The sequence below is a fragment of the Pseudomonas sp. Pc102 genome, from assembly GCF_018408275.1.
GTDB classification, from domain to species: domain Bacteria; phylum Pseudomonadota; class Gammaproteobacteria; order Pseudomonadales; family Pseudomonadaceae; genus Metapseudomonas; species Metapseudomonas tohonis.
In genome coordinates, this window is sequence record NZ_AP021905.1 from 5,069,861 (window position 1) to 5,096,497 (window position 26,637).

Below are 26,637 nucleotides of genomic sequence, written 5' to 3' on the forward strand. Positions count from 1 at the left end.
CCCGCCATGCGCCAACCCGATATCGAGATCTACCTGAAGGACGCCGACCAGGATGCCGTCGCCACCTGGCTGGCGCAGGCCCTGGGCCCCTGCTCGCCCTGGCAGCAGAAGGGACAGACCTTCAAATGCGACGCCGGTGGCGTTCCCGTGACCTGGCTGCCGCGCGCCGTGGGCAAGTGGCACAGCCTGCTGCTGGAAAGCGACACGACGCCCTGGGAGGACGACCTCGGCTGCGCGCTGGCGGCCTTCGCCGCACTGGGTGTGGAAATCCGCTGCGCACCGGGCGGCTGGCAGGAAGAGGAAGGCGAGGAAGATGCAGATCGCTGGATCAAGGTCAACGCCGCAGGCGCCAACGAGTTCATCTGGCGCACCGAATAGGCGCAGCGCCCGGCGCGGTATCGCAGAAAACAAAAGGCCCGTCATCGACGGGCCTTTTGTCTGGAGTCGTCAGACTCTGGAGACGTCTTCCGCCTGCAGGCCTTTCTGCCCCTGGATCACCGCGAATTCCACTTTCTGGCCTTCGACCAGGGAACGGTGCCCCTCGCCGCGGATAGCACGGTAGTGAACGAATACATCCGGACCGCTTTCGCGCTGAATGAATCCATAGCCTTTAGCGTCATTGAACCACTTGACGGTTCCGACCTCACGATCAGCCATTACTACTCTCTCCAAACTCGCAATTTTTGTTGTTTGCCTCTTATTCAAGAGGCTTGGACGGTTAGGCAAGGACGTTCTTCTTCTTATATCCGACCGCAGTCCAGAGAGGCGTGGGCGGGTATTACGAATGGCGTTCTTTTAACCACCGCGACCGGAGTATACGACAGGAAATGCTACAGAAAAGCACTTTTTTCCGGCACCGTGAAAGGGCCGGCTGGCAGGGCTTCCACGCCCTTTTATGGGTCTTTCGGGTCACATAATGGGGCACTCCCGGAGCCGACGAAAAGCAACTTGCAAACGCCTGTCGCCCGCCCCGGTAGTTGCCTTCGTCACTTCGCTGAAATGAGGTCTTCGAGCGTCTTCGCCAACGCCTGGTATTGGAACGCCTCGATGCGATAAGCCCAGTCGAGACGCCCCGCTACTTGTTCGCCGTCGAACTTTTCCTTGCGTTTCAACTGCATCCAGTACTGCTCGCCCTGCGCCTGGACCACGCCCTCGAGCTGGCCACCGGTGAAGTTCCGCAGGCTGAACTGCAGCAGCGGCCTGTCCTTGAACTGCACCTGATCCAGCGGTGCGGCATCGGCGAACTCCAGGCTGGCGAACAGCGTCGCCATGCCGTTGGCCGCTGCCTCGTAGGCCAGCTTGCGACCGGCCGGCAATTGGCGGACCTTGAGGTTCGGCTCGCCCTCGGCGTCGCGATAGACCGTCAGCGCCTTGCCCTGGCGGAGGGTCACCTCCACCTGGCGCACGCTGTCGAACGGGATGCGGGTGATACGCCGGTCCAGCCAGCCGAGCTCGGTCTCCGGCATCACGATGCGCCGGTCGACCAGCCAGCTCTGTGCCTGGTCGGCCAGGCGTACAAGCTGCCCCTTGCCCTGCTGGCCAGGCTTGCCCACCAGCAACACCTGCTCGGGCAGGTGTTCGCCCTGGAGCGTCACGCGGATGCCCTGGCCCTCGCCCTTGTCCGCCAGGCCGAGCTGGCCGTGCAGCTCGACCCTGGCGGTGCGCGCCTCCACCTCACGGGCCTCGCCCAGCGCCCTCAGCAGGTCGGCGACCGGCTTGGCGGCCGCCGGGTAGCCAGCCTTGTCGGGCAACGTCCAGACGCCGTCCTGGCGTGCCAGGCGCAGCACCGGCTGGCCGGGGCGCTGCACCTCGATGCGCTCCACCTCGGCGAGCCGGCCCTGCAGGGCCGGCAGCAGCGGCGACGGCCCCTTGGCCGCCAGCGGCTCGGGGGTCCGGTGCAGGCCGACATAGGCCAGCACCAGGGCAACGGCCACGAGGGCCAGGAACAACAGGGCCTTGCGTCCCATCAGGCTTCTCTCCTCAGGCCCGGCGACGACGCCAGAACCACAGCAGCAGTACGCCCAGGGTCAGTACCAGCGGCACCAGGGCGATGTTGATGAACTTGAGGGTACGGCCGAGCTTCTCGATATCGGCGTTGAGCTGGTAGTTGACCTCGCGCAGCTCCTTGCGGATGCGCACCTTCTCCTGCATGAACTGCTGCAGGGTGGCCTGCTGCTCGGGGGTCAGCTCCAGGGCCTTGGTCGGGTCCTGGTTCTTCTGCAGGCTGGCCAGCTTCTCCTCGGTGTCGGCCAGGCGCTGCTGCAGCACCTGCTCCTGCTCGCGGAAGCGTGTTTCCGCCTCGCGCTGCAGCGACTCGACCACGGTGAAGGGCCGGGTGAAGCGGCCACGGGAGCGCACGCTGATCAGCGCCTCTGAACCGGCGAGGTTGTCCAGGGCGTTGATGGCGAAGCCGGAGTTGTCGGCCCAGGGTTGCGGCACGCGCTGGCCGAAGAAGTCCTGCACCTGCACCCACATGCGGTCGCTGAGCATGTCGGTGTCGGCGACCACGATGACGTTGATGTTGTCCGCCGACTTGAGCCCGTCCTTGCGACCCTCGATGCCATCGGGGAAAGCGCTTTGCGCAGGCCCGCCGATCCGCGCGGCGATGGCGTAGCGATCACCACTGGGCTTGAGCTCGCGCATCAGCACGTCGGGGTTGCGCAGCATGGCGAAACGCTCGGCGTCGAAGGGCATGGCGTACTCCGAGCTCTGGATCAGCGGCACGAAGTGGGTCTTCGCCCCCTCCAGCGGGCGCAGGATGCCGGCCGTGGCGATGGTGACCGTCTCCAGGTTCGCGGTGGCGATGTCGCTGGCGTCCAGGGCTTTCTTCGGCAGGCTCAGCCAACCGACGTGACGCGCCGGACGCTGGCCCTCGCCCATGCTCACCGACATGGCGTAGGCACCATCACCCACCACCTTGCCGGGCACCATCTCCAGGCCCCAGGCCTTGAACAGCTCGGGAAGGTCGGAGGCCTTGTCCTCGCCCCCCATTTCGCCGGGCATCTGCATGCCGTGGTCGGCTTCGCTGTAGGGGTCGACGAAGACCAGCAGCTTGCCGCCGCGCAGGACGAACTGGTCGATGGCGTACCGGGTCTGCTGCGGCAGGTTCTTCGGGTGCACCAGCAACAGCACCGAGACCTTGTCGGGAATCTGGTCGACGCTGGGCTTGACGCTCTCGATCTGGAACAGCTGGCGGATCTCCTCCATCACCATCCAGGGCTGGCTTGGCTGGCGGGTCTGCATGTCGAAGCCACCGTTGATGGGCAGCCCCGACATGACCCCGACCACGGGCCGCTGCGGCTTGGCCAGGCTCTGCACCAGGCGGCTGATCTCGTATTCGAGGAACTCCTCCTGGTCGAGCGGGAAGAACGGGATGATCTGCCGGTCATCGACCGCGTTGGTGCCGGCCAGGCCGAAGTAGATCGAGTCGCCGCCCTGCTGCAGCGGGATCGCCTGCAGGCCGAATTCGGCTGCCTTGTCCTCGTCCTCGGAAAAGGGCTCGGGATCCACGATGTGCAGCTTGATCTTGCCGTCCGCCGCCTGGGCGTAGGCCTTGAGCATCTCCTCCACGCGCTTGGCGTAGTTGCGCAGCACGACCAGGTCCTTGGCGGACTTGTCGGAGTAGAAGAAGTACAGGTTGATGGGCTCGTCCAGCTCCCCGAGGATCTGCCGGGTGCCGTCGGAGATGGTGTAGAGCTTCTGCTCGGTGAGGTCGAGCCGGGCGTTGGTCAGCGCCAGCCCGGAGACCATGTTGAACGCCAGGAAGGCCAGGGCGATGAGCAGCAGGCCCGCGCTGGAATACATCAGTTTCTTCATGTCAGTCGGCCTTCTTCAGATCGACCACCACGGCGGTGGCGGCCAGCCACGCGGCGATCAGGGTGACGAAATACAGCAGGTCGCGCGCATCGATCACGCCCTTGCTGATGGCCTCGAAGCGGGTCAGGAAGCTCAGCGAGGCGACCGCGTCCAGCAGCCATTGCGGGGCCCAGGCGCTGAAGGCGTCGAGCACCAGCGGGAAGCCGCTGACGATGAACAGGAAACACATGACCACGGCGAGGATGAAGGCGATCACCTGGTTCTTGGCCAGGGCCGACATGCACGAGCCGATGGCCAGGTACGCCCCCGCCAGCAGCCAGCTGCCGATGTAGCCGGTGACGATGGCGCCGTTGTCCGGCTCGCCCAGGTAGTTGACGGTGAGCACCATGGGGAAGGTCAGCAGCAGCGCCAGGCCGGCAAAGGCCCAGGCAGCGAGGAACTTGCCGGTGACCGCCTCGAATCGGGTGATCGGCAGGGTCATCAGCAGCTCAATGGAGCCGGACTTGCGCTCCTCCGCCCACAGGCGCATGGCGATGGCGGGCACCAGGAACAGGTAGAGCCAGGGGTGGAAGTTGAAGAAGGGCGCCAGGCTCGCCTGGCCGCTCTCGAAGAAACCGCCCAGGTAGAAGGTGAAGACCCCGGACAGCACCAGGAAGATCACGATGAACACATAGGCCAGCGGCGTGGCGAAGTAGCTCGCCAGCTCGCGCTTGAATATGACCGGCAACTGCTTCATGCCGCTTCTCCCCGGGTCAGGCTGCGGAACACTTCATCCAGGCGGCCCCGCTCGACATCCAGCTCCTTGACCTTCCAGCCACGCTGGTGGATCAGTTGGTTGACCTGCGGGAAGATCACCTCGCCGGGCTTGGCCAGCACCGTCAGGCCGCCGCCCAGGGGGTTCTCCTCGACACCGGCGACGCCCGGCAGTACCGCCAGGGCCAGCGCATCCAGGGGCTCGTCGGCCACCAGAGTCACCGCCTGGTGGTAGCGCGAACGGCTCTCCAGCTCATACGGCGTGCCATCGGCCACCAGCTTGCCGGCGGCGATCACCACCGCGCGGGTGCACACCGCCGCCACCTCTTCGAGGATGTGGGTGGAAATGATCACGATCTTGTCCTGCGCCAGGCTCTGGATCAGTTGCCGCACCTGGTGCTTCTGGTTGGGATCGAGGCCATCGGTGGGCTCGTCGAGGATCAGCACGCGCGGATCGTGGAGGATGGCCTGGGCCAGCCCCACGCGGCGCTTGAAGCCCTTGGACAGAGTCTCGATGGACTGCCCCAGGACCTTGTCCAGCTCCACCAGGCCGGCGGCGCGGGACACCCGCTCCCGCTTCTCGGCACCGCGGAAGCCGCGCACCTCGGCGATGAATTCGAGGAAGCCGCGCACCGTCATGTCGCCATAGCAGGGCGCACCCTCGGGCAGGTAGCCGATCTGCCGCTGGGCCTTGAGGGTCTGGGTCTGGACGTCGAAGCCGAGGACGGTCGCGGTGCCGGAGGTCGGCGCGAGGAACCCGGTGAGCATCTTCATGGTGGTGGACTTGCCGGCGCCGTTCGGGCCGAGGAAGCCGAGCACTTCCCCCGGTTCGACGCCGAAGGACAGGCCGTCGACGACGGTGTGCTGTGCGAAACGCTTGGTCAGTTGTTTTATTTCGATCATGGCCTCTACCCCAAAGGGAAAAGCCCCCGGCCATGCGGGCCGCGGGGGCCTTGCAAACGCCGGCGGAATATAAGGAGTCCCCCGGCGGCAATGCAAGACAGCAGAAGATTCCGCAAGTTTCGCGATCAGCCCCTCGATTTCGGACAGTCAGAGGCTTTTTGCGACCCGGTGGCGAATACGGCAAACTAGCCGCCCCGAGCATTCGCTCGTTCGACTACAGACTTCGTATGACCCGCTCGCCCTTCCGCCGCCTGGCCTTCGGTACCCTGCGCCGCCTCCTCTACCTGTGGGTGCGCTCGGAGACCATCAACCAGTCCGCCTTCACCCTCAAGCTCGACCGCAGCAAGCCGGTGCTCTATGTGCTCCAGCAACCCTCGGCCAGCGACCTGGCGGTGGTGGACCGGGAATGCACCAAGGCCGGACTGCCCCGCCCGGTGCTGCCGGTGGCGGTGGGGGACACCCTGGAACCCGCGGCCTTTTTCTACCTGACCCCCGAGCCCGGCTGGTTCGGCGGCCAGGACAAGCGCGGCACCTCGCCGACCCTGGTGCGGGTGCTCGACGCCATCCAGCAGCACGCCGTGGATGACGCGCAGATCATTCCGGTCACCGTGTTCTGGGGCCAGTCCCCGGACCGCGAAACCAGCCCCTGGAAGCTGCTGTTCGCCGACAGCTGGGCCGTCACCGGACGCCTGCGCAAACTGGTCAGTATCCTCATCCTCGGGCGCAAGACCCGCGTGCAGTTCTCCGCCCCGATCCACCTGCGCGAGCTGATCGCCCAGGACAAGGGCCCGGAACGCACCCAGCGCATGGTGCAACGCATCCTGCGGGTGCACTTCCGTAACCAGAAGACCGCGGTAATCGGCCCGGACCTCTCCCATCGCCGCAACCTGGTGAAGGGGCTGGTGCACTCGGACCTGGTGCGCCAGGCCATCGCCGAGGAAGCCGAGCGCGAGAAGATCAGCCCGGCCAAGGCCGAGGCCCAGGCGCTGAAGTACGGCAACGAGATCGCCTCGGACTTCGCCTATACCGCCATCCGCTTCCTCGAAGTGGTGCTGTCCTGGTTCTGGAACAAGCTCTACGAGGGCATCAAGGTCAACCACATCGAAGGCGTGCAGGACATCGCCCAGGGCCACGAGGTCATCTACGTGCCCTGCCACCGCAGCCACATCGACTACCTGCTGCTCTCCTACCTGCTGTTCCGCAACGGCCTGACCCCGCCGCACATCGCCGCCGGCATCAATCTCAACATGCCGGTGATCGGCGGCCTGCTGCGCCGGGGCGGCGCCTTCTTCATGCGCCGTACCTTCAAGGGCAACCCGCTCTACACCGCGGTGTTCAACGAATACCTGCACACCCTGTTCAGCCGTGGCTTCCCGGTGGAGTACTTCGTCGAGGGCGGGCGTTCGCGCACCGGACGCATGCTCCACCCCAAGACCGGCATGCTGGCCATCACCCTGCGCAGCTTCTTGCGCTCCTCACGCCTGCCCGTGGTATTCGTCCCGGTCTACATCGGCTACGAACGCGTGCTGGAAGGCCGCACCTACCTGGGCGAGCTGCGTGGCGCGAGCAAGAAGAAGGAATCGATCTTCGACATCTTCAAAGTCATCGGCGCCCTGAAGCTGCGCTTCGGCAGCGTTGCGGTGAACTTCGGCGAGCCCATCAAACTGGCCGAGTTCCTCGACCAGGAGCAGCCCAACTGGCGTGAGCAGGAGCTGGGCCCGCAGTTCCGGCCGCAATGGCTCAACGAGACCACCAACCGCCTGGCCACCCGCGTCGCCCGCCACCTCAACGACGCGGCGGCGATCAACCCGGTCAACCTGGTCGCCCTGGCGCTGCTTTCCACCAGCCGCCTGGCGCTGGACGAACGTGCCCTCACCCGCGTGCTCGACCTCTACCTGGCCCTGCTGCGCGCAGTGCCCTACTCGCCCCACGCCACCCTGCCGGAAGGCGATGGCCAGGCGCTGATCCAGTACGTGCAGAGCATGAACCTGCTCGCCGAGCAGAAGGACGCCCTGGGCAAGATCCTCTATCTGGACGAGCAGAACGCCGTCCTGATGACCTACTACCGCAACAACGTGCTGCACATCTTCGCCCTGCCGGCGCTGCTCGCGAGCTTCTTCCAGAGCAGCGGACGCAGCAGCCGCGAGCAGATCCTGCGCTACACCCGCGCCCTTTACCCCTACCTGCAGGCCGAGCTGTTCATCCGCTGGAACCTGGACGAGCTGGACACCGTGGTCGACCAGTGGCTGGCCGCCTTCGTCGACCAGGGGTTGCTGAAGTTCGAGAACGACACCTACGTGCGTCCCGCACCCAGCTCGCGCCAGTTCGTGCTGCTGACCCTGCTCTCGCGTGCCATCGCCCAGACCCTGCAGCGCTTCTACATGGCCATCGCCCTGCTGCTCAACGCCGGGCAGAACCAACTGACGGCCGAAGAGCTCGAGGACCTGTGCACCGTGATGGCCCAGCGCCTGTCCATCCTCCACGGCCTCAACGCCCCGGAGTTCTTCGACAAGAGCCTGTTCCGCCACTTCATCCAGACCCTGCTCGACCAGCGCGTACTGCGCCAGGACGAAGCCGGCAAGCTCAGCTACCACCCCGCCCTGGGGGATCTTGCCGAGGGCGCCGCCAAGCGCGTGCTGCCGGCGGAGATCCGCCTGTCGATCCGCCAGGTCGCGCTGGAACGCCAGGGCGAAGCCGAGACCGAAGCGCCGGTCGACGCGGGTTGATCCCCTGGCCGGCCCCGCCCGGGGCCGGCCCCCTCCTCCTCCGAACATTTAGGGAACTCGCCTACACGCCGCTGGGGAGCGTGCCGAACGGCCTCCTCGTGCCCGCTCAGTACCATGGCCGGCCTGCGCCCAGCAGGACTCCTTCCACGAGGACGATGCCGACCATGCTGCTCAGATCAATCCCCATCCAGAACGCCGACGGCCAGGCGCTCAACGCCGCCATCCTATGCTGTTTCGGGATCGCCGCCCTGGAGCGCGACTTCCTTCTCTATACCCTCGATGAACCCCAGCCCGGCCGCCGCTGCAAGGCCTACATCGCCGAACTCACCCTCCACCCCGAGGGCTACAGCCTGAACGCCATCGAGGACCACCACTGGAGCCAGGTGAAACGGGTGCTCAAGGCGCTGACCCGGGAGCGCTCCTCATGAGCCCGCGCCAGCACGCGCTGGAATTCCACCTGCTGAACCTTAAGGCGCTGCCGCTGATCCAGCCCCTGGAACCGAGCCGCGTGGAGGAGCACCGCACGGTGCTGCTCGACCGCGACGCGCTGGAGCGGCTCATGGCAGTCACCGGCAAGGCCCATCGCGAGCAGGAGCACGGCACCTGGAACATCGCCGCGGCGCCAGGCAAGGCCGCGCCGCCCGCGGCAAGCGGCCGCGCGGCGCACCTGCAGCGCCTGGAAAGCGAGCTCGTCCAGCGCATGGAGCGGCTCCAGCAACAGGCCCGCGAACTGGCCAGGCGCGAAGCGGAACTGGAGCGCCGGGAATCCAGCCTGGCCGAGCGCGAGGCGGCGCAGCGCCAGCGTGGCCGGAGCATGGCGCAGCGACTGGAGCAACTGGTCAGCGCCCAGCGGCGCCTCCGGGAACTCAGCCGCGCGCTGCAGGAGCGAGCGCCGGCCTCGAAGGCCTACACCGACGGTGGATGATCCGAACCGGGCGCACGGGTGCTGTACCCCCGCGCCCTCGCTTCTATAGTGTGTCTATCGCCGCCAACGGACCACGAGGCCCCATGAAATCGCCCAGCCTGCTGCTCGCCAGCGCCTTGCTCGTCGCCTGCACCACCGTCCAGCCACCGTCCCAGGAGCACCTGAACGGCGAGGTCTACTACCTGCAACGCAGCGCCCTGCCGCCGGACGCCACCTTGCGTGTCTCGCTGCAGGATGTCTCGCTGGCCGACGCCCCCGCCCGTGAACTGGCCTACCAGCAGGGCCGCGTCGAGGGGCAGGCGCCCCTGCCCTTCCAGCTCAGCTACGACCCGGCCAACCTGCAGCCCGGCCACAGCTACGCGGTGAGCGCCCGCATCGAGCGCGACGGCAAGCTGCTGTTCATCAGCACCGGGCGCCACTCGGTTAAACTCGACGGCAGCGACCCGCAGCCCCTGCGCATCAAGGTCGACGCCGTTCCCTGACAACCGCTTTCCCGCCACAAGGATGCCGCCATGTTCCGACTCACCACCCTGGTCGCCGGCCTCGCCCTCTCCGCCAGCGCCTTCGCCCTCTCCCTCAGCGACCTCAGCCAGCAGGACGCCAGTGGCGGCCTCAAGGACGCCCTCACCCAGGGCGCCAAGGTCGCCGTGCAGCAGCTCGGCAAGCCGGGCGGCTTCAGCGAGAACCCCAAGGTGCGCATCGAGCTGCCGGGCAAGCTCGGCAAGGCCGCCAAGACCATGAAGATGATGGGCATGGGTGCCCAGGTCGACCAACTGGAAGCCAGCATGAACAAGGCCGCCGAAGCGGCGGTGCCGGAAGCCCAGGCGCTGCTGGTGGACGCGGTGAAGAAGATGACCGTGCAGGACGCCAAGGGCATCCTCTCCGGCCCCGAGGATTCCGCGACCCAGTACCTGAACAAGACCAGCCGCGAACAACTGCGCGCCAGGTTCCTGCCCATCGTCAAGAAGGCGACCGACCAGGTCGGCCTGGCCAAGCAGTACAACAGCTTCGCCGGCCAGGCCGCGAGCTTCGGCGTGGTCGACGCCAAGAGCGCCAACATCGAGAGCTACGTGACCGAGGAAGCCCTCGACGGCCTGTTCAAGATGATCGCCGAGCAGGAGGCCAGCATCCGCAAGAACCCCGCTGCCGCAGCCACCGGCCTGGCGAAGAAGGTCTTCGGCGTGCTCTGAGCCTCGGCCCGAAACGAAAAAGCCCGGCCATGCGCCGGGCTTTTTCATGCATCCGTAGGTTGGCGCCGAGCGCAGCGAGGCCCAACGGACAAACATCCGAGACTGCCTAGTGGCCTGATCGCGAATGAATTCGCTCCCACAAAGGCAGGCTCATCACCGCTGTGCAGGGTGGAGGTCGCTCTTTACCTCCACCAGGCGGAGTCGAACGCGGCACAGGTTCATGCCTGGACTCCACCGCGCACGCGATCAAACCCGCCCCACCACGGCCACCCGCACATCCCCCAGCGCCTCGTCCAGGCCCTGGTGGAACCAGCGCAACGCCTGTTCGTAGCGCCCATGCCAGAGGCGGTCGCTGGCGCCGGCGCGGATGCCTTCCTGCACCCGCGCGGCCATGGCGAAGTCTTCCTCCAGGGCCGCATAGAGGATCTCGTTGTTCTTCTCGAAATAGCGCTGGGCCTTCTCCGTCACCGGTTCCTCGGCCAGCAGCGTGTGGCCAAGCACCCGTGTCGCCAGCGGGCCATCGGGGAACACGCTGGAGAAGTCGATGTGGTCCGGCTCCACCAACACCAGGGTGTTGGGCCAGAGGAAATACAGCAGGTTGCCGTGGCGGCGCAGGTCCCACTCGGATTCGGGCCGCGCCTGCACCTCGCGCAGGTTGCGCTTCACGTAGTAGTTGCGGATGTGCCGGCCGAAACGCTCGAACAGCCCCAGGTTTGGCCAGAACAGGTGGTCGATCGTGGCCTGGTGCGCCTTGGCCACATGGTAGTTCTCCAGGAAGGTGTCGATGGTCAGCTTCCAGTTCACCGGCCGGCGGATGTCGCGCGGGTCGAAGACCACGTGGTCGTCCAGGCCGAAGCTTACGAAATCGGCCATCAGCTCGGGGCCGAAGAACGCCGGCATGTCCAATGCCGGGCCCGGCGAGTGCCGCGCCCAGATGGCACCGAAACACTCGGCCACCGGCACCTCGGTGAGGTTCAGGCAGCCGCGCTCGACGCCCTCGAACCCGTAGCCGTGGGGGATGCCGCGCAACTGCCCGTCCGGGTTGTAGGCCCAGGCGTGGTAGGGGCAGACGAAGACCCGGTTGGCCCCATCGGGCTCGGCCACCAGTTGCGTGCCACGGTGCTTGCAGACGTTGAGAAAGCCGCGCAGCCGCCCGGCCTCGTCACGCACCAGCAGCAGCGGCGCCAACAGGTCGCGGGTGATGAAGCGCCCCGCCGCCACCTCGCTGGAGCGCGCCACCAGCAGTGGCTCGCGGCGCAAAACCTCGTCCCGCTCACGCCGATGGCGCGCCTCGTCGAGGTAGCTGTCCACCGCCAGGGACGAGGGCATCTCCAGGCAATCGGAAACGCCCTGTTCGGCCAGCGCCAATGCCTTCCTCAGCAATTCAACCTGGGTCGCGTGCTGCATGCCTGCCTCTTCTTCTTGTCGTCATGTCGGCTGGAGTGGCGCCAGGGCGCCACGGATGAAATGCCAGAGCTGCCGTGACAGCTGCTCCGCCGGCGGACGCGGCGAGCGGCCAAGCGCCTCCAGCAACGCCTGGTGCATGCCGCCGAGGATCATCGCCGAGACCAGCTCCGGGTCGAGGCCCGCATTCAGCTGCCCGGCGGCCTGGCCACGACGGATGTTGTCGGCACCCTGGCGAACGTTCTCGGTGATGCGCCGGGCCTCCAGCGCGGCCACCTCCGGCTCCCGCGCCAGGCTCACCAACAGCAGCGGTGCCAGGGGCTCGGCATAGAAGAACTGCACCGCGCGGCGCACCCGTTGCTCCTCGCGGCTGCACCAGTCCTCGGCGCCCGGCAGCGGATCGGCCGCCATCACCTCGGCCTGGTAGCGGTCGTGGAAGTCCTCCGCCACCGCCGCCAGCAGCCCGGCGCGGGAGGCGAAGTAACGGTAGATCAGGCCGACCGAGACGCCGGCCCGCTCCGCCACGCGCCCCACCTCAAGGCCGCCACCGAGTTCGAGCAACTCGTCACGGGCGGCGTCCAGCAGGCTGGTGCGGGTTCTCTGGGCCTTGGGGGAAAGATCGGTCATGGGGTTCTCTATAAAGCGCTGGACAGAAAAAGTGAATTCAGTTTACTTATTTCTCCCGACACGCCAAGCCCCGATCCAATAAAAACCAACGGAGCATTCCCATGACCGACTCCACCGTCCACTACGCGGTCGACGGCCGCATCGCCACCCTCACCCTGAACAGGCCGGAGCGTCTCAACGCCATCGACGACCGCCTGCCCGCCGACCTGGAAGCCGCCGTGCTGCGCGCCAACGCCGACGACGCCGTGCACGTCATCGTCCTCACCGGGGCCGGGCGGGGCTTCTGCAGCGGCTACGACCTGAAGTTCTTCGCCGAGAACCCGCGCGGCATCTACGGCAGCCAGGAAATGCCCTGGGACCCGATGGTCGACTACGCGCTGATGAAGAAGAACACCGAGCACTTCATGAGCCTGTTCCGCAGCTACAAGCCGGTGATCGCCAAGGTGCACGGCCCGGCGGTGGCCGGAGGCAGCGACATCGCCCTGTGCTGCGACCTGATCCTGATGGCCGACGAGGCGGTGATCGGCTACCCGCCGGCGCGGGTCTGGGGCTGCCCGACCACGGCGATGTGGGTCTACCGACTGGGCCCGGAGAAGGCCAAGCGCATGCTGCTGACAGGCGACCTCATCGACGGCCGCGAAGCCCAGCGCCTGGGCCTGGTCTACCAGAGCGTGCCGCTGGCCGAACTGGACGCGGCAGTGCAAGCACTGACCGCGCGCATGCAGGGCATCCCCCGCAACCAGCTGATGATGCAGAAGCTGATGATCAACCAGGCCTTCCACAACATGGGCCTGGAAACCACGCAGATGTTCGCCACACTCTTCGACGGCATCACCCGCCACAGCCCGGAGGGCGTGCGCTTCAAGGCGCGTTGCGAGGAAGTCGGGTTCGCCCAGGCGGTGAAGGAGCGCGACTCGGGCCAGCCCATTCCCTGAGCCCCCCGCCGTCCCACGAGTACAGGAGGTGTTCGATGACGACGCAACAACCGCCGGCCGATCTTCCCAGCATCCCCGCCCTCCTCGCCTGGCGCGCCGAGCGCACGCCAGACTGGCCCGCCGCCCAGGTGCGCCACGCCGATGCCTGGCGCAGCCTCGACTGGGGCGAAGTGGCCCACCGCAGCGAGGCCCTGGCCAGGGCCCTGGTCGCCGCCGGTGTCGACCCCGGTGACCGCGTGGCGATCTGGAGCCGCACCCGCCTGGAGTGGAGCCTGCTGGATTTCGCCGTACTCATGGCCGGCGCCACCAGCGTCGGCCTCTACCCGAGCCTCACCCCGGCCCAGGCGACCCAGCAGTTGCAGCGTGCCAGCTGCCGGCTGCTGTTCGTCGAGCGACCGGCACAGGCACAGGGCCTGGCCTTGCCGGGCCTGCGCGTCGTCGCCATCGACGGCGATGGGCCCGCGGGCCTGGACGCCTTCATCGCCGCAGGCGACGACGTACCGGCCGATCAGATTCGTCGACGCTGGCAGGCACTGGACCGCACGTCCCTGGCCAACCTGGTGTTCACCTCCGGTACCACGGGCGAGCCCAAGGCGGCCATGCTCGGCCACGGCAACCTCCTCGCCGCCATCGCCGCCTACCAGTTGCCACCGCAGCGCTACACCGGGCTCGCCTTCCTGCCCATGGCCCATGTCGGCGAACGGGTGATCGGCCAGTACCAGCGCCTCTGGTGCGGCGCCCAGGCCGCCTACGTGCCGGACATCAACGACGTGCCCCGGGCCATCGCCGAGGTACAGCCGGACTTCTTCGGCAGCGTGCCTCGGCTCTTCGAGAAGCTGCACGGGGCGGTCATGGCCCAGCGTGAAGCCCTCTCGCCCGGCAAACGCCGCGTACTCGACTGGGCGTTGCGCACCGGCGCCCGCCAGCGCGGTGGCCTGCGCCTGCTGCTGGCCCGGCGCCTGGTACTGGATGGCCTGCGCCAGCGCCTGTTCGGCGCGCGCATCCGCGCCCTGGTCAGCGGTGGCGCCCCACTCGATGCCGAACTGGTGGCCTTCTTCACCGCCCTCGGCGTGCCGCTCTGCGAAGGCTGGGGCATGTCCGAGTCCACCGCCTTCCTCACCAGCAACGAAGCCGGGTTGGCCAAGGCCGGCTCGGTGGGCCGCCCCCTGCCAGGCGTCGAGGTGCGCATCGCCGATGACGGCGAGGTGCTGGTGCGCGGGCCGCAGGTGTTCCAGGGCTATTTCCAGCAACCGGAGAAGACCGCCGAGGCCTTCACCCTCGACGGCTGGCTGCGCACCGGCGACCTGGGCCGGCTGGACGCCGCCGGCCACCTCTGGCTGACCGGGCGCAAGAAGGAGCTGATCATCACCGCCGGCGGCAAGAACATCGCGCCGACGCCCATCGAGGCGCGCCTCAGGCAGCATCCCCTGGTGGAGCAGGCCCTGGTGCACGGCGACCGCCGCAAGCACCTCAGCGCCCTCCTCGCCCTGGAGCCGCAAAGCCTGGCCCTCTGGGCGAAACGCCAGGGACTGGCGGGCGACGCCGAGGCCTGGCTGCAGGCACCGGCGCTGCTGGCGGAGCTGCAGGGGCACGTCGATACGATCAACGCCGAGCTGTCGCAGGTGGAGCGGATCAAGGCCTGGGCGCTGCTGCCGCGCCTGCTCAGCCAGGAACAGGACGAACTGACGCCCACGCAGAAGCTCAAGCGCCCGGTGGTGGAGCGCAACTTCGCATCGCTGCTGGATGGCATGTATGAGGAGAGCCCCTACGGGGCGCTGTCCAGTGGGTCCCCGCCTTCGCGGGGATGACGGCGACATGAACGGATGGATTGAAGCCCAACGCGCAGTGCCGGGGCTGGCATCGCAACGTTGGGCTTCGTACTTCAGCCCAACCCACGGCCCGTCGGAACCGTAGGATGGGTAGAGCGCAGCGAGCCCAGGCGGATGGCCTTTCCGTCAGGCCCTGGGCACTTCCTTGACCCGGAACCAGGCCGCGTAGAGCGCCGGCAGGAACAGCAGGGTCAGCGCGGTGGCGACGATCAGGCCGCCCATGATGGCCACCGCCATCGGGCCGAAGAACACGCTGCGCGACAGCGGGATCATCGCCAGTACCGCCGCCAGGGCGGTGAGCACGATGGGTCGGAAGCGGCGCACCGTGGCTTCGATGATCGCGTGCCACTTGTCCAGGCCGGCGGCGATGTCCTGCTCGATCTGGTCCACCAGGATCACCGAGTTGCGCATGATCATCCCCGCCAGGGCGATGGTGCCGAGCATGGCCACGAAGCCGAACGGCTGGCGGAACACAAGCAGGAACAGGGTCACCCCGATCAGCCCCAGGGGCGCGGTGAGGAACACCATCGCCGAGCGCGAGAAGCTCTTGAGCTGCAGCATCAGCAGCGTCAGCACCACGACGATGAACAGCGGCACACCGGCATTCACCGATTTCTGGCCACGGGCCGAGTCCTCCACCGTGCCGCCCACGTCCAGCAGGTAGCCATCGGGCAGTTCGGCGCGGATCGGCTCCAGGGTCGGCAGGATCTGCGTCACCAGGCTGGCCGGCAGCGACTTGTCGTAGATGTCGGCGCGCACGGTCACCGTCGGCAGGCGGTTGCGGTGCCAGATGATGCCTTCCTCGAAGCCGTATTCCAGGGTGGCGATCTGCGACAGAGGCACGCTCTTGCCGCTGTCGGTGGGCACCGCCAGGCTCGGCAGCAGGGCCAGCTCCTGGCGCTCGCGCGGGGTGCCGCGCAGGAGGATGTCGATCAGCTCGTTGTCCTCGCGGAACTGGCTGACCGTGGAGCCGGTGAGGGAGCTCTGCAGGAAGCGCGACAGGTCGGCGGTGCTCACGCCCAGGGCACGGGCGCGGTCCTGGTCGATGTTCAGGCGCACCACCTTGCTCGGCTCCTCCCAGTCCAGGTGCACGTTCACCACGTGGGGGTTCTCGCGCACCTTGTCGGCCACCTTGCGCGCGTAGGCGCGGACCTCGTCGATGTGCTCGCCGGAAACGCGGAACTGCACCGGGTACCCCACCGGCGGGCCGTTCTCCAGGCGCGAGACGCGGGTGCGCAGGCTGGGGAACTCGTCGTTGAGGGTCTGGATCAGCCAGCTGCGCAGGGCCTCGCGGTCCTCGATGGTCTTGGCCAGCACCACGAACTGGGCGAAGCTCGCCGCCGGCAGTTGCTGGTCCAACGGCAGGTAGAAGCGCGGCGAACCGGTGCCCACATAGGCCACGTAGTTGTCCACACCCGGGTGCTCCTTGATCAGCTTCTCCAGGCGCGTCACCTCGGCCTCGGTGTTGCTCAGCGAAGAGCCCTCGCCCAGCTTGAGGTCGACCATCAGCTCCAGGCGCCCGGAGGCCGGGAAGAACTGCTGGGGCACGAAACGGAACAGGGCGATGGAGGCCACGAAGGCCACCAGGGTGAGGACGATCACCGTCTTGCGCCGGCGCACGCACCACTCGACCACGCGGCGTACGCGCTGGTAGAACGGCGTCGCGTAGGGATCGTGGGCACCGCTGCCGCCGTGTTTCTCGGCGTGGCGCTTGGCCAGGTCGGGCAGCAGCCGGTCACCCAGGTAGGGCACGAACACCACGGCGGCGACCCAGGACACCAGCAGGGCGATGGTCACCACCTGGAAGATCGAACGGGTGTACTCGCCGGTGCCCGATTGCGCGGTGGCGATGGGCAGGAAGCCGGCAGCGGTGATCAGGGTGCCGGTGAGCATGGGGAAGGCCGTGCTGGTCCAGGCGTAGCTGGCCGCCTTGAGCCGGTCATAGCCCTGCTCCATCTTGATGGCCATCATCTCCACCGCGATGATCGCGTCGTCCACCAAGAGGCCCAGCGCCAGCACCAGCGCGCCGAGGGAAATCTTGTGCAGGCCGATGCCCAGGTAGTACATGGCGGCGAAGGTCATCGCCAGCACCAGCGGGATCGACAACGCCACCACCAGGCCGGTGCGCAGGCCCAGGGAGAAGAAGCTCACCAGCAGCACGATGATCAGCGCCTCGGTGAGCACGCGGACGAACTCGCCCACGCCGGTCTTAACCGCCGCCGGCTGGTCGGAGACCTTGCGCAGCTGCATGCCGGCCGGGAGGGTTTCCTGCAGGCGGGCGAACTCGCCCTCCAGGGCCTGGCCGAGGATCAGGATGTCGCCACCCGCCTTCATCGAGACCGCGAGGCCGATGGCGTTCTCGCCCATGAAGCGCATGCGCGGCGCCGGCGGGTCGTTGAAGCCGCGATGCACGTCGGCGACGTCGCCGATACGGAAAGTGCGGTCACCCACGCGGATGGGGAAGTCGCGGATCTCCTTCACCGAATCGAAGCGCCCGCTGACGCGAAGCTGCACGCGGTCGCTGGCCGTCTCGAAGAAGCCGGCGGCGGCCACCGCGTTCTGCTCCTCCAGCGCCTGCTGCACGGCGGCCAGCGGCAGGCCGAGGGTGGCGGCCTTGGTATTGGAGAGTTCGATCCAGATCTTCTCGTCCTGCAGCCCGAGCAGCTCGACCTTGCCCACGTCCTTGACCCGCTGCAGCTGCAGCTGGATGCGGTCGGCGTAGTCCTTGAGCACGGCGTAGTCGAAGCCCTCGCCGGTCAGCGCATAGATGTTGCCGAAGGTGGTGCCGAACTCGTCGTTGAAGAACGGCCCCTGGATACCCTGGGGCAAGGTGTGGCGGATGTCGCTGACCTTCTTGCGCACCTGGTACCAGAGCTCGGGGATCTGTGCCGAGTGCATGGAGTCACGGGCGAGGAACGTCACCTGGGATTCGCCCGGACGGGAGAAGGAGATGATCTTGTCGTACTCGCCGGTCTCCATGAGCTTCTTTTCGATGCGCTCGGTGACCTGGCGGGAGACCTCCTCGGCACTGGCGCCGGGCCAGTTGGTGCGGATCACCATGGCCTTGAAGGTGAAGGGCGGGTCTTCGCTCTGACCCAGCTTGGTGTAGGAGATGGCGCCGACTATGCCCAGCAACAGCATGACGTAGAGGACGATCTGACGGTTCTTCAGCGCCCAGGCGGAAAGGTTGAAGTTCACTCGGCCCTACTCCTTGGCGATCAGCTTCACCGCGCGGTTGGCGCGGTCCACGGGGCGGACTTCCTGGCCTTCGCGCAGCACCTGGACACCAGCTGCGACGACCCAGTCCTCGGGCTTCAGGCCTTCGAGCACCGGCACCCGGTCCTCGCCGTAGGGGCCGACGCGCACGGGGCGGCGTTCGATCTTCGAGCTGTCCGGGTTCACCACCCAGACGTAAGGCGCACCGGCCTCGGCGGTGAGCGCCGAGAGCGGCACCGAGAGCGGCACCTCGCCGTTGGCCTGGATGTACACGCGGGCGCTCTGGCCCAGCTCGGCGGGCACCTCGCCGGCGGTGAAGGCGATGCGCGCGGCGAAGGTACGCGACTGCTGGTCGGCGGCCGGCGAGAGTTCGCGGATGCGCCCGGGGAAGCGCTTGTCGGGTTGCGACCAGAGTTCGACGGCGACCTGCTGGCCGACCTTGATGCGGTCGATGGCATGCTCCGGCAGGCTGATCAGCACTTCGCGCTCGCCGTCGGCGGCCAGGGTGAAGACGGTCTGCCCGGCCGCCACCACCTGGCCCACCTCGGCGCGACGGGTGGCGATCACGCCGTTCTGCGAAGCACGCAGCACGGCGTAGCCCGCCTGGTTGCTGGCGACGTTGTATTCGGCCTGGATCTGTTTCACCCGCGCTTCGCCTGAGCGGTACTGGTTCTCGACGTTGTCGAACTGCGACTGGCTGATCAGCTTGCGGTCCAGCAGCGTCTTGTAGCGGTCGCGCTCGGCACGCACCAGCTTGAGGTTGGCCTCGGCGGCGGCGACCTGGGCGCGGGAGGCTTCCAGTTGCAGGCGCACGTCCTGAGGGTCGAGCTCGGCCAGGGGCTGCTCGGCCTTGACCCGGTCGCCCACCTCCACCAGGCGGCGGGTGATCTTGCCGCCGATGCGGAAGGCCAGTTCCGGCTCCAGCCTGGCGCGCACTTCGCCCGGGTAGGTCACCATCGCGTCGCCGGCGGGCTGCGGTTGCACCACCATGGCCGGGCGTATCGATTGCTGGACGGTCTCGTCATTGCCGCAGGCACCGACGAGCAAAGAGAGTGTCAGAGGCAGAGCGAGGGGCAGGACATGGCGGAACATGGTGTATGACCTTTCGCGAAGTGCTGTTGGAATATTTATACTGCCGGGTATAGTAAAAATAGCAAACTCACCAGTCCAGTATTTAAACGCGAATGTCAGACAAATCTTTACAAGCCAGCGGCCCCGGTCGCCCGAAGGACCCCGCCAAGCGCGCGGCGATCCTCGAGGCGGCCAAGTCGCTGTTCCTCAGCAAGGGCTACGACGGCAGCAGCATGGACGCCATCGCCGCCGAGGCCGGGGTCTCCAAGCTCACCGTGTACAGCCATTTCACCGACAAGGAGACGCTGTTCTCCGCGGCGGTGAAGGCCAAGTGCATGGAGCAGCTGCCGGAGCTGCTGTTCGAACTGCCCCTGGGTGGGACCATCGAGACTGTGCTACGCAACATCGGCATGGGTTTCCAGGCGCTGATCAACAGCAGCGAATCCATCGAGCTGCACCGCCTGATGGTGACCCTGGGCAACCAGGACCCGAAGCTCTCGAAGCTGTTCTTCGATGCCGGCCCGCAGCAGATCCTCAACGAGATGGAGCGCTTGCTGATCCAGGCGGACAAGGCTGGCAAGCTGCGCATCGACAAGCCGATCAACGCCGCCGAGCACTTCTTCTGCCTGATCAAGGGCGGGCAGAACTTCCGCCTGCTGATCGGCTGCGGCGCGCCGCTGGAGGGCGAAGAGGCCGAGCAGCACGTGCAGGAAGTGGTGGAGCTGTTCCTCCGCGCCTACGGCACGGGGATCACCCCCGCCGCACGAACCTGACCCGTGCACGCCTGGGCCGCAGGGAGAACCAGCCCTGCGGCTCCACCGGGCCGAGCGGCTCGACGTCCCAGTGCTCGACCCACCAGGCCAGCGACACCGCCAGGTCCATCATCGCCATCGCCGTGCCCGGGCAGGCGCGATCCCCCAGTCCGAAGGGGAAGTAGGCGCCCTTCGGCCAGGTCGAAGGCTCGATGAAGCGCTGCGGGCGAAATTCCAGTGGCGCCTCGAACCAGCGCGGGTCGCGATGGGTGATCCAGCTCGACAGCATGACGATGTCGCCCTTCTTCAGCGCCTGGCCGAACACCTCCACATCCGCCGTGAGCTGCCGGGGCACCAGCCCGTAGGCCGGCGGGTAGATGCGCAGGCTCTCCTGGATCACCGCCCGCAGCAGCGGGCACTGGCGCAGGTCGGCCATGCCCTGCACCTGGCTCCAGTCCAGGCCCTTGAGTTCGCCCCGCAGCGCCTCGCGCACCGCCGGGTTCTGCGCCAGCAACAGCTGTGCCCAGGTCAGGGTGGCGCCGGTGGACTGGTGCCCCGCCATCAGCAAGGTGGCCAGCTCGTCGCGCTGCATCGCCAGGGGGCGCGTCGACTGCTCGGCGCACCGCCCCACCACATCCTGCAGCTGCGCCAGCGCCCAGCGCTTGCGCGGGCACAGCTTGCTGGGAAACCAGTGCCCCAGGGGGATGCCGGTGCTGGTTTCCAGCAGCGCCACCCGCGACAGCAGGCGCACCGCGCGGGCCACGCGGAAGGCGTCGTTCTCCAGGTCGATATCGAAGAGCGCACGCCCGGTGAGGGTGACGCTGTAGGCGGCCATTTCCAGGTCGAGATCACGCTCGGCGCCATCCTCGATGCCTTCGCCCCAGCGCTCCGCCAGGCGCAGGATCTCGCCCGGCGCGGGCGCGGCGATATGCGGCCGCACCTCCTTGCGCCGTTCACGGGCCGGCTCGCCCTCGCGCATCATGAAACTGCGCCCGTTCCACTGGCGCATCATGCACAGGCTGGGCTCCCAGCGTTTCAGGTGCTCGCGGTGATCGACCATCAGCTCCTGCACCGCCCGGGGGTGGAACAGGCACCAGAGCCGGCTCAGCCCCATGCGCGTGACCGCCATGTCCGGCTGCTCGGCGTGCACGTTCTGCAGCCAGGCCAGCGGGTCGCGTTGCATCGCCAGCCAGTGGCGGGCGCCGGCGCGGTCATCACCGACCCAGGGCAGTTGCGCCAGGGTGCGGCGGATGGGGCAGCGGATGGCGTCGTCCATGGAGTCCCTTCCCTTGCGATCAGCCCTTGCTCAGGGCCTTCTTCGGATAGATGTCGTAGCGGCTGGACTTGCCCTCCAGTGCGTAGCTGGGCTTGGTCCCCTCGATGATCGGCGCCTTGCGCGGGCGCTTCACCACCACCCGGTGGGTCGCCAGTGCCAGGGCGGCGGCGAGCAGCGCCGGGGCGTCCAGGTCGTCGCCCACCAGCGGGCGGAACAGGCGCATTTCCTTCTTCACCAGCGCACTCTTGTCTCGGTGCGGGAACATCGGGTCGAGGTAGATCACCTGGGGGGCCTCGCCCTGCCAGCCCTGCATCAGTTCGATGGCGTTGCCGGTGTGCAGGCGCATGCGGGCGGCGATGAGCGCCACCTCGGCATCGTCGCAGGCGCGGGCCAGGCCATCTTCCAGCAGCGCCGCGACCAGCGGCTGGCGCTCGATCAGGTCCATCTCGCAGCCCAGGCTGGCGAGCACGAAGGCGTCACGGCCGAGCCCGGCGGTGGCATCCAGCACCTGCGGGCGGATGCCCGGCTGCACGCCCACCGCCTTGGCGATCATCTGCCCGGCGCCACCGCCGAACTGGCGACGATGGGCCGCCGCGCCTTCGACGAAGTCGACCCGCACCGGGCCCGGCGCCTGGGGCGACAGGTCCACCAGCTGCAGGCCCTCGTCACCCAGCTGCAGGGCGAAATCCGCCTCGCCATCCTGGGGCAGCCCGAGCCGCGCCGCCCACTCGGCCGCGCGCGCCTGGTGCTGCGGCGCCAACGCGTCGACACGTACCCGGGCCTGTTCCCGCTCATCGCTCATCGATCGAATCCGTTGTTCCAAGATGGGCGGCATTTTGCCAGAGCGCAGCGCCAGGCGCCCGTGCACGGCACTCAGCGGCACATGCGCAGCAGGCCCATGTCGACATGGAAGTGATCCCGGTGCGCAGCGTTGTAGTCCGGCCCCAGGGTGGTGTTGAAGTGCTCGCAGGCGGCATCGCGCACCCGGCGCAGAAAGCGCGCCTCGGTGTCGTCGCCGGTCCAGTCGCGGGCCACGCTGATGCGACGGCCATCGGCCAGGCGGAAACCGGCGATATCCAGGGCATTGGCCGAGGCGTGCTGGCTGCGACGCTGGGTGCCGCCGATGTTGCGGCAGGCGAAGCTGCCCAGGTGATCGATGCGCGCCACCGGCTGGCCGTAGAGCTCGCGGGCGACGGGTTGCAGCCCGTGGCGTTCGAACAGGGCGAAGGCCACGGCCACCTCGCAGGTGGCGATGAAGCTGCTGCTGAAGGCCAGGTCCGAGCCGCTGAGGCGCACGCTGTTCTCGATGGGGCAACCGGCTGCCGGCGAGCTGTCCGGCAGCGCCGCGTACTTCAGGCTGGAGGTCTGCAATGCCTGGTGGCACAGCGCCGGGTCGGCCTGCAGGCGCATCAGCTTGAAGGGCGTCAGCAGGTTGGGCGCCTCGCGCACATCCAGCGGCGCCCAGGGGTCCCAGCGCGGCGGCGGCGTCACCCACTTCTGGTACACCGCCAGCGGTGCACCGAGCACCAGCAGCAGGACCAGCCAGGGGACCAGCCGGCGCACGCGCACCCGTTCAGCCCCTGAACAGGTCGTTGATGCGGTCGAAGGGCATGGCCCGCTGGGTGGCCGTGAGATCACCGCAGAGCAGGTCCTCAGCCGCGCGGAAGAACGCGCCGTAGGCGACCCGCGCCAGGTTGGAGCCCAGGCTGACGCGCTTGACGCCGAGCTCGGCCAACTCCGCCAGGCCCACCTTCAAGGCGGGCGACCCCACCAGCAGGTTGACCGGCTTGGGCGCCACCGCGCGCACCACTTCGACGATCTGCTCGCGGGTGTTCAGCCCCGGCGCGTAGAGCACATCGGCACCGGCCTCGGCATAGGCCACCAGGCGGCGGATGGTGTCGTCCAGGTCGGGGCGGCCGTGGAGGAAGTTCTCCGCACGGGCGGCGAAGGTGAAGGGGAACGGCAGGCGGCGCGCCGCCTCCACCGAGGCGCGCACGCGCTCGACGGCCAGTTCGAAGGGGTAGATGGGCGCATCGGCGCGGCCGCTGGCGTCTTCGATCGAGCCGCCTACCAGGCCGACCTCGGCGGCGAGGCGGAGGGTCTCGGCGCAGGCCTCCGGGCTGTCGCCGTAGCCGTTCTCCAGGTCCGCGGCCACCGGCAGCGATGTGGCTTCGACGATGGCGCGGGCGTTGGCCATCGCCTCGTCGCGGCTCACCGCGCCTTCGGCGTCACGCCGGCCCAGGGAGAAGGCCAGCCCGGCACTGGTGGTGGCCAGGGCTCGGCAGCCCAGGGCGGCGAGCATTTTCGCCGACCCGGCATCCCAGGGGTTCGGCAATACGAGAAGTCCATCGCCCTGGTGCAGGGCGCGGAAGGTTTCGGCACGTTGGGCCTGGTTCGGCATGGCATCACTCCCTCGTTGCAAAGGCCCGACCTTAACCCGCGCCTTGGGGAAAGTGACAGCGTCAGAGCAGGTCGAGTTGCGTCGATTCCGCCTCGAAGGCGCTCTCGGCCAAGGCCGGCAGGCCCGGCAGGCGGCTCATCAGCCCGGCATGGAAGCGCTGCGCCTGGGCGGCGGCGAGGTGGTTGTCGGGGGTGTGCAGGAAGACATGGGGCACCAGGCCCTCGCCTATCCAGTCGGCCACCTTGTCCAGCCAGGGATCGAGGTAGCGCTGGTTGGCGTCGAGGTCCGGACCACCGATGAAGCGCACCTGGGGGGACGCGCTGAAAGCGGTCGGGCGCACCGGCACGCGGGGCTTCTTCGATTGTGCGTGGAGCACGGCCGGGTCGTCGGATTCGCAGGCGAACAGGGCCCGCGAGTCCAGGCAGATGCGTTCCACCCCACGCGCGTGGAGCAGGCGGTTGAGGGCCTTCTCCTCCTCGCCCCGGGCGAAGAACGCGGCGTTGCGCACCTCCACGGCGATGGCGCGGTGGGAAAAGGTGTCCAGCCAGTCCGCCAGCTCGCCCAGGCGCTGCGGCCCGAAGCTCGCCGGCAGTTGCAGCCAGAGCGGTGCCACGCGCGTACCCAGGGGCTCGAGCAGGCGCAGGAACTCACCGGTGGCGCCGATGCGGTCGCGCAGGTCGCCCTCGTGGCTGATGTCACGCGGGAGCTTGGCGCAGAAGCGGAAATGCCCGGGCATGCGTTCGGCCCACAGCTGCAGCGTGGCAACGGAGGGCCTGGCGTAGAAGGTGGTGTTGCCTTCCACCGCATTGAACACGCGGGCGTAGTGTTCGAGGGTATCGGCGGGGCGTACGTCGGCGGGATAGAAGCTGCCGCGCCAGGCGGGCTCGTTCCAGGACGGGCAGCCGAGGAAGTACGGCAGCATCAGGCGTAGAGATCGAGCCCGAGCACTTCCGGCGCGTCGGTCTCCGACGCGAAGCTGGCGGTGGAGGCGTAGCTGGCGATGGCCTGGTTGGCGCGGTTGCTCAGGTTGCGCTGCTGCGCGATGTCCTGGGGGCGGGCCGGCAGGCTGTTGCTGCTGGCGTTGCTGGCCTCGACCTTGCGCGGCTGGGCGGTCTGCTCGAAGCCCTGGGTGCTGGCCGGGGTGGCCGGCACGTCGCGTCGGCTCTCGACCTCACGCTGCACCTCGCGGAAAGCCGTGTTCGCGCTGCCCTGGCGGGGGCTGCGATCCAGCGAGATGGATGAGGTGAAGCCGTCGATGCGCATCAAGGGAAGTCAGGCAGGAAAAGGGATCGGCGAATGGGGTGGAATCTAGCCGGACATCCAGGGATTTTCAATCGTCCCTGACGCCCGGCACTGCCGGTGGTCAGCCCGCTCAGCGGGGCGCCTTGGGCGTGGCGACGTTGTCGCGCAGGTAAACCGGCTGCGCTTCGTCGGCCACCACCGCTTCGCCGCGGGCCCAGGCGAAGGCGGCCAGGGCCAGCAGGTCCTGGGCGTGGGGCAGCAGGTCGGGCGCCTGGCCGCTGACCGCCACCGGGAGGCGGGCGGCGAAGGTGCCCCAGCCGGTGCCGGCACCGAACCACTCGCCCTGGGCGTCGCGGGGCAGCGCCGCGCGCTCGGGCGGCAGCACCGCCTCGCTGCCGGCCAGGCGCATCTCGCCGGCGTCCAGGCGGTAGCAGCCCCAGTAGACCTCATCCATGCGCGCGTCGATGGCGGCGGCCACTTGGTCGACGCCCTGCTCGCGATGGGCACGCTGGGCCAGCACGGCGAGGTTGGAAACCGGCAGCACCGGGCGATCGAGGGCGAAGGCCAGGCCCTGGACCACGCCGACGGCGATACGCACGCCGGTGAAGGCACCAGGGCCACGGCCGAAGGCGATGGCATCGAGGGCGGACAGGCCGACACCGGCCTCGGCCAGCAGGTCCTGGATCATCGGCAGCAGGCGCTGGGCATGCTGGCGCGGGATCACCTCGTAGTGACTGAGCACGCGGCCGTCATGCAACAGGGCGACGGAACAGGCTTCGGTGGCGGTATCCAGGGCCAGCAAGGTGGTCATCGGTGCATCCAGGTGGGTCGAAAAAGGCGCGCATTATAAACGCCAACGGCCCGCAAGCGGGCCGTTGGTCGAATCGATCGTCGTTCGATCAGGAAAGCGCGGCGAACACCTTGGCGGTGATCTCTTCCACGCTGCCCACGCCAGCGATGGCGCTGTACTTCGGGGTGCCCTGGGCGGCCGACAGCTTCTGGTAGAAGTCCACCAGCGGCTTGGTCTGCGAGTGATAGACGGACAGGCGATGACGCACGGTCTCTTCCTTGTCGTCGTCGCGCTGGATCAGGTCCTCGCCGGTTTCGTCGTCCTTGCCGGCGACCTTGGGCGGGTTGTGCTCGGTGTGGTAGACGCGACCCGAGGCCGGGTGCACACGGCGACCGGCGATGCGGCCGACGATCTCTTCGTCGTCCACGGCGATCTCGACCACGTGGTCGATGGCGACGCCGGCGTCCTTCAGGGCTTCAGCCTGGGGGATGGTGCGCGGGAAGCCGTCGAAGAGGAAGCCGTTGGCGCAGTCGGGTTGGGCGATGCGCTCCTTGACCAGGTTGATGATCAGGTCATCGGAAACCAGTCCGCCGGCATCCATCACGCTCTTGGCCTTCAGGCCGAGCTCGGTGCCCGCCTTGACCGCTGCGCGCAGCATGTCGCCGGTGGAGATTTGCGGAATAGCGAATTTCTTGGTGATGAAACCAGCCTGGGTACCTTTTCCGGCACCGGGCGCCCCCAGCAGAATCACGCGCATCGATGTGCTCCTCAAGATTGTTTT

At 67.9% G+C, this 26,637-nt stretch carries 26 protein-coding genes; 9 read left to right on the top strand and 17 right to left on the bottom strand.

The features are described from left to right. The first annotated feature begins 6 nt into the window (after nt 1-6). Nucleotides 7-378, top strand: coding sequence for a hypothetical protein (locus PHLH3_RS23170; RefSeq protein ID WP_111261685.1), 372 nt, complete (start codon nt 7-9; stop codon nt 376-378). A 69-nt stretch (nt 379-447) separates the two neighbouring features. Here PHLH3_RS23170 and PHLH3_RS23175 read toward each other — a convergent pair whose 3' ends face one another. From PHLH3_RS23175 to PHLH3_RS23195, 5 genes are all read right to left on the bottom strand, one after another. Then, the gene (locus PHLH3_RS23175; protein ID WP_111261686.1) at nt 448-657 is read right to left on the bottom strand and encodes a cold-shock protein; all 210 of its coding nucleotides are present in this window, start codon (nt 655-657) and stop codon (nt 448-450) included. A 329-nt stretch (nt 658-986) separates the two neighbouring features. Beyond that, nucleotides 987-1,967 carry a DUF4340 domain-containing protein gene (locus PHLH3_RS23180; protein WP_213625925.1) on the bottom strand — a complete coding sequence of 327 codons (981 nt, stop codon included), beginning with the start codon at nt 1,965-1,967 and terminating at the stop codon, nt 987-989. A 13-nt stretch (nt 1,968-1,980) separates the two neighbouring features. Continuing rightward, nucleotides 1,981-3,816 carry a Gldg family protein gene (locus PHLH3_RS23185; protein ID WP_213625926.1) on the bottom strand — a complete coding sequence of 612 codons (1,836 nt, stop codon included), beginning with the start codon at nt 3,814-3,816 and terminating at the stop codon, nt 1,981-1,983. Nucleotide 3,817: 1 nt separating this feature from the next. Further along, complete coding sequence (locus tag PHLH3_RS23190) at nt 3,818-4,552, bottom strand: ABC transporter permease subunit (protein WP_213625927.1); 735 nt, start codon at nt 4,550-4,552, stop codon at nt 3,818-3,820. Then, a complete protein-coding gene (locus PHLH3_RS23195; protein WP_213625928.1) occupies nt 4,549-5,472 on the bottom strand; it encodes an ATP-binding cassette domain-containing protein in 924 nt (307 codons plus the stop codon). Before PHLH3_RS23195 ends, PHLH3_RS23190 begins: the two co-directional genes overlap by 4 nt. 227 nt (nt 5,473-5,699) lie before the next feature. Between PHLH3_RS23195 and plsB the strand changes: the two genes are divergently transcribed. The 5 genes from plsB to PHLH3_RS23220 all read left to right on the top strand — a co-directional run bounded on the left by plsB (nt 5,700) and on the right by PHLH3_RS23220 (nt 10,313). Further along, nucleotides 5,700-8,198, top strand: a complete 2,499-nt coding sequence (plsB, locus tag PHLH3_RS23200; RefSeq protein ID WP_213625929.1) for a glycerol-3-phosphate 1-O-acyltransferase PlsB — start codon at nt 5,700-5,702, stop codon at nt 8,196-8,198. A gap of 164 nt (nt 8,199-8,362) precedes the next feature. Beyond that, nucleotides 8,363-8,626, top strand: a complete 264-nt coding sequence (locus PHLH3_RS23205; RefSeq protein ID WP_213625930.1) for a hypothetical protein — start codon at nt 8,363-8,365, stop codon at nt 8,624-8,626. After that, entirely contained in the window at nt 8,623-9,123 is a 501-nt protein-coding gene (locus PHLH3_RS23210) for a hypothetical protein (protein ID WP_213625931.1), read from the top strand. Before PHLH3_RS23205 ends, PHLH3_RS23210 begins: the two co-directional genes overlap by 4 nt. 83 nt (nt 9,124-9,206) lie before the next feature. Then, the gene (locus tag PHLH3_RS23215; protein WP_213625932.1) at nt 9,207-9,605 is read left to right on the top strand and encodes a YbaY family lipoprotein; all 399 of its coding nucleotides are present in this window, start codon (nt 9,207-9,209) and stop codon (nt 9,603-9,605) included. A gap of 30 nt (nt 9,606-9,635) precedes the next feature. Further along, the gene (locus tag PHLH3_RS23220) at nt 9,636-10,313 is read left to right on the top strand and encodes a DUF4197 domain-containing protein (protein WP_213625933.1); all 678 of its coding nucleotides are present in this window, start codon (nt 9,636-9,638) and stop codon (nt 10,311-10,313) included. Nucleotides 10,314-10,559: 246 nt separating this feature from the next. On the opposite strand, the gene PHLH3_RS23225 is transcribed toward PHLH3_RS23220, so the two are convergent. Both PHLH3_RS23225 and PHLH3_RS23230 read right to left on the bottom strand, forming a co-directional pair. Beyond that, nucleotides 10,560-11,720 (bottom strand): SRPBCC family protein, encoded by a 1,161-nt coding sequence (locus PHLH3_RS23225; RefSeq protein WP_213625934.1) that lies wholly within the window; start codon nt 11,718-11,720, stop codon nt 10,560-10,562. Between the two features lie 21 nt (nt 11,721-11,741). Then, complete coding sequence (locus PHLH3_RS23230; protein WP_213625935.1) at nt 11,742-12,344, bottom strand: TetR/AcrR family transcriptional regulator; 603 nt, start codon at nt 12,342-12,344, stop codon at nt 11,742-11,744. A 101-nt stretch (nt 12,345-12,445) separates the two neighbouring features. On the opposite strand from PHLH3_RS23230, the gene PHLH3_RS23235 reads away from it, so the two are divergent. Together PHLH3_RS23235 and PHLH3_RS23240 are read left to right on the top strand one after the other, a co-directional pair. Further along, nucleotides 12,446-13,279: a crotonase/enoyl-CoA hydratase family protein gene (locus PHLH3_RS23235; protein WP_111261698.1), complete on the top strand. Its 834-nt coding sequence runs from the start codon at nt 12,446-12,448 to the stop codon at nt 13,277-13,279. A 35-nt stretch (nt 13,280-13,314) separates the two neighbouring features. Then, entirely contained in the window at nt 13,315-15,087 is a 1,773-nt protein-coding gene (locus PHLH3_RS23240) for an AMP-dependent synthetase/ligase (RefSeq protein WP_213625936.1), read from the top strand. Between the two features lie 147 nt (nt 15,088-15,234). Here the strand turns inward: PHLH3_RS23240 and PHLH3_RS23245 are convergent, their stop codons facing one another. Both PHLH3_RS23245 and PHLH3_RS23250 read right to left on the bottom strand, forming a co-directional pair. Beyond that, on the bottom strand, nt 15,235-18,306 hold the full coding sequence (locus PHLH3_RS23245) for an efflux RND transporter permease subunit (protein WP_213625937.1): 3,072 nt from the start codon (nt 18,304-18,306) through the stop codon (nt 15,235-15,237). Between the two features lie 6 nt (nt 18,307-18,312). After that, nucleotides 18,313-19,416: an efflux RND transporter periplasmic adaptor subunit gene (locus PHLH3_RS23250; protein ID WP_213625938.1), complete on the bottom strand. Its 1,104-nt coding sequence runs from the start codon at nt 19,414-19,416 to the stop codon at nt 18,313-18,315. A 92-nt stretch (nt 19,417-19,508) separates the two neighbouring features. Between PHLH3_RS23250 and PHLH3_RS23255 the strand changes: the two genes are divergently transcribed. After that, complete coding sequence (locus PHLH3_RS23255; RefSeq protein WP_213625939.1) at nt 19,509-20,168, top strand: TetR/AcrR family transcriptional regulator; 660 nt, start codon at nt 19,509-19,511, stop codon at nt 20,166-20,168. Here PHLH3_RS23255 and PHLH3_RS23260 read toward each other — a convergent pair. The 8 genes from PHLH3_RS23260 to adk all read right to left on the bottom strand — a co-directional run bounded on the left by PHLH3_RS23260 (nt 20,146) and on the right by adk (nt 26,613). After that, nucleotides 20,146-21,423: a cytochrome P450 gene (locus tag PHLH3_RS23260; protein ID WP_213625940.1), complete on the bottom strand. Its 1,278-nt coding sequence runs from the start codon at nt 21,421-21,423 to the stop codon at nt 20,146-20,148. The two genes, PHLH3_RS23255 and PHLH3_RS23260, sit on opposite strands and share 23 nt — an antisense overlap. A 19-nt stretch (nt 21,424-21,442) precedes the next feature. After that, nucleotides 21,443-22,225: a class I SAM-dependent methyltransferase gene (locus PHLH3_RS23265; RefSeq protein ID WP_213625941.1), complete on the bottom strand. Its 783-nt coding sequence runs from the start codon at nt 22,223-22,225 to the stop codon at nt 21,443-21,445. Nucleotides 22,226-22,296: 71 nt separating this feature from the next. Continuing rightward, a complete protein-coding gene (locus PHLH3_RS23270) occupies nt 22,297-22,986 on the bottom strand; it encodes an extensin family protein (RefSeq protein ID WP_213625942.1) in 690 nt (229 codons plus the stop codon). A gap of 10 nt (nt 22,987-22,996) precedes the next feature. Next, entirely contained in the window at nt 22,997-23,824 is an 828-nt protein-coding gene (locus tag PHLH3_RS23275; protein WP_213625943.1) for an isocitrate lyase/phosphoenolpyruvate mutase family protein, read from the bottom strand. A 61-nt stretch (nt 23,825-23,885) separates the two neighbouring features. Then, the gene (locus PHLH3_RS23280; protein ID WP_213625944.1) at nt 23,886-24,746 is read right to left on the bottom strand and encodes a DUF72 domain-containing protein; all 861 of its coding nucleotides are present in this window, start codon (nt 24,744-24,746) and stop codon (nt 23,886-23,888) included. After that, nucleotides 24,746-25,087, bottom strand: coding sequence for a hypothetical protein (locus PHLH3_RS23285; protein ID WP_213625945.1), 342 nt, complete (start codon nt 25,085-25,087; stop codon nt 24,746-24,748). The genes PHLH3_RS23280 and PHLH3_RS23285 overlap by 1 nt, the downstream gene beginning before the upstream one ends. A gap of 109 nt (nt 25,088-25,196) precedes the next feature. Then, complete coding sequence (gene tsaB, locus PHLH3_RS23290; RefSeq protein ID WP_213625946.1) at nt 25,197-25,877, bottom strand: tRNA (adenosine(37)-N6)-threonylcarbamoyltransferase complex dimerization subunit type 1 TsaB; 681 nt, start codon at nt 25,875-25,877, stop codon at nt 25,197-25,199. An 88-nt stretch (nt 25,878-25,965) separates the two neighbouring features. Further along, entirely contained in the window at nt 25,966-26,613 is a 648-nt protein-coding gene (gene adk, locus PHLH3_RS23295) for an adenylate kinase (RefSeq protein ID WP_111262289.1), read from the bottom strand. Between the last annotated feature and the right edge of the window lie 24 nt (nt 26,614-26,637).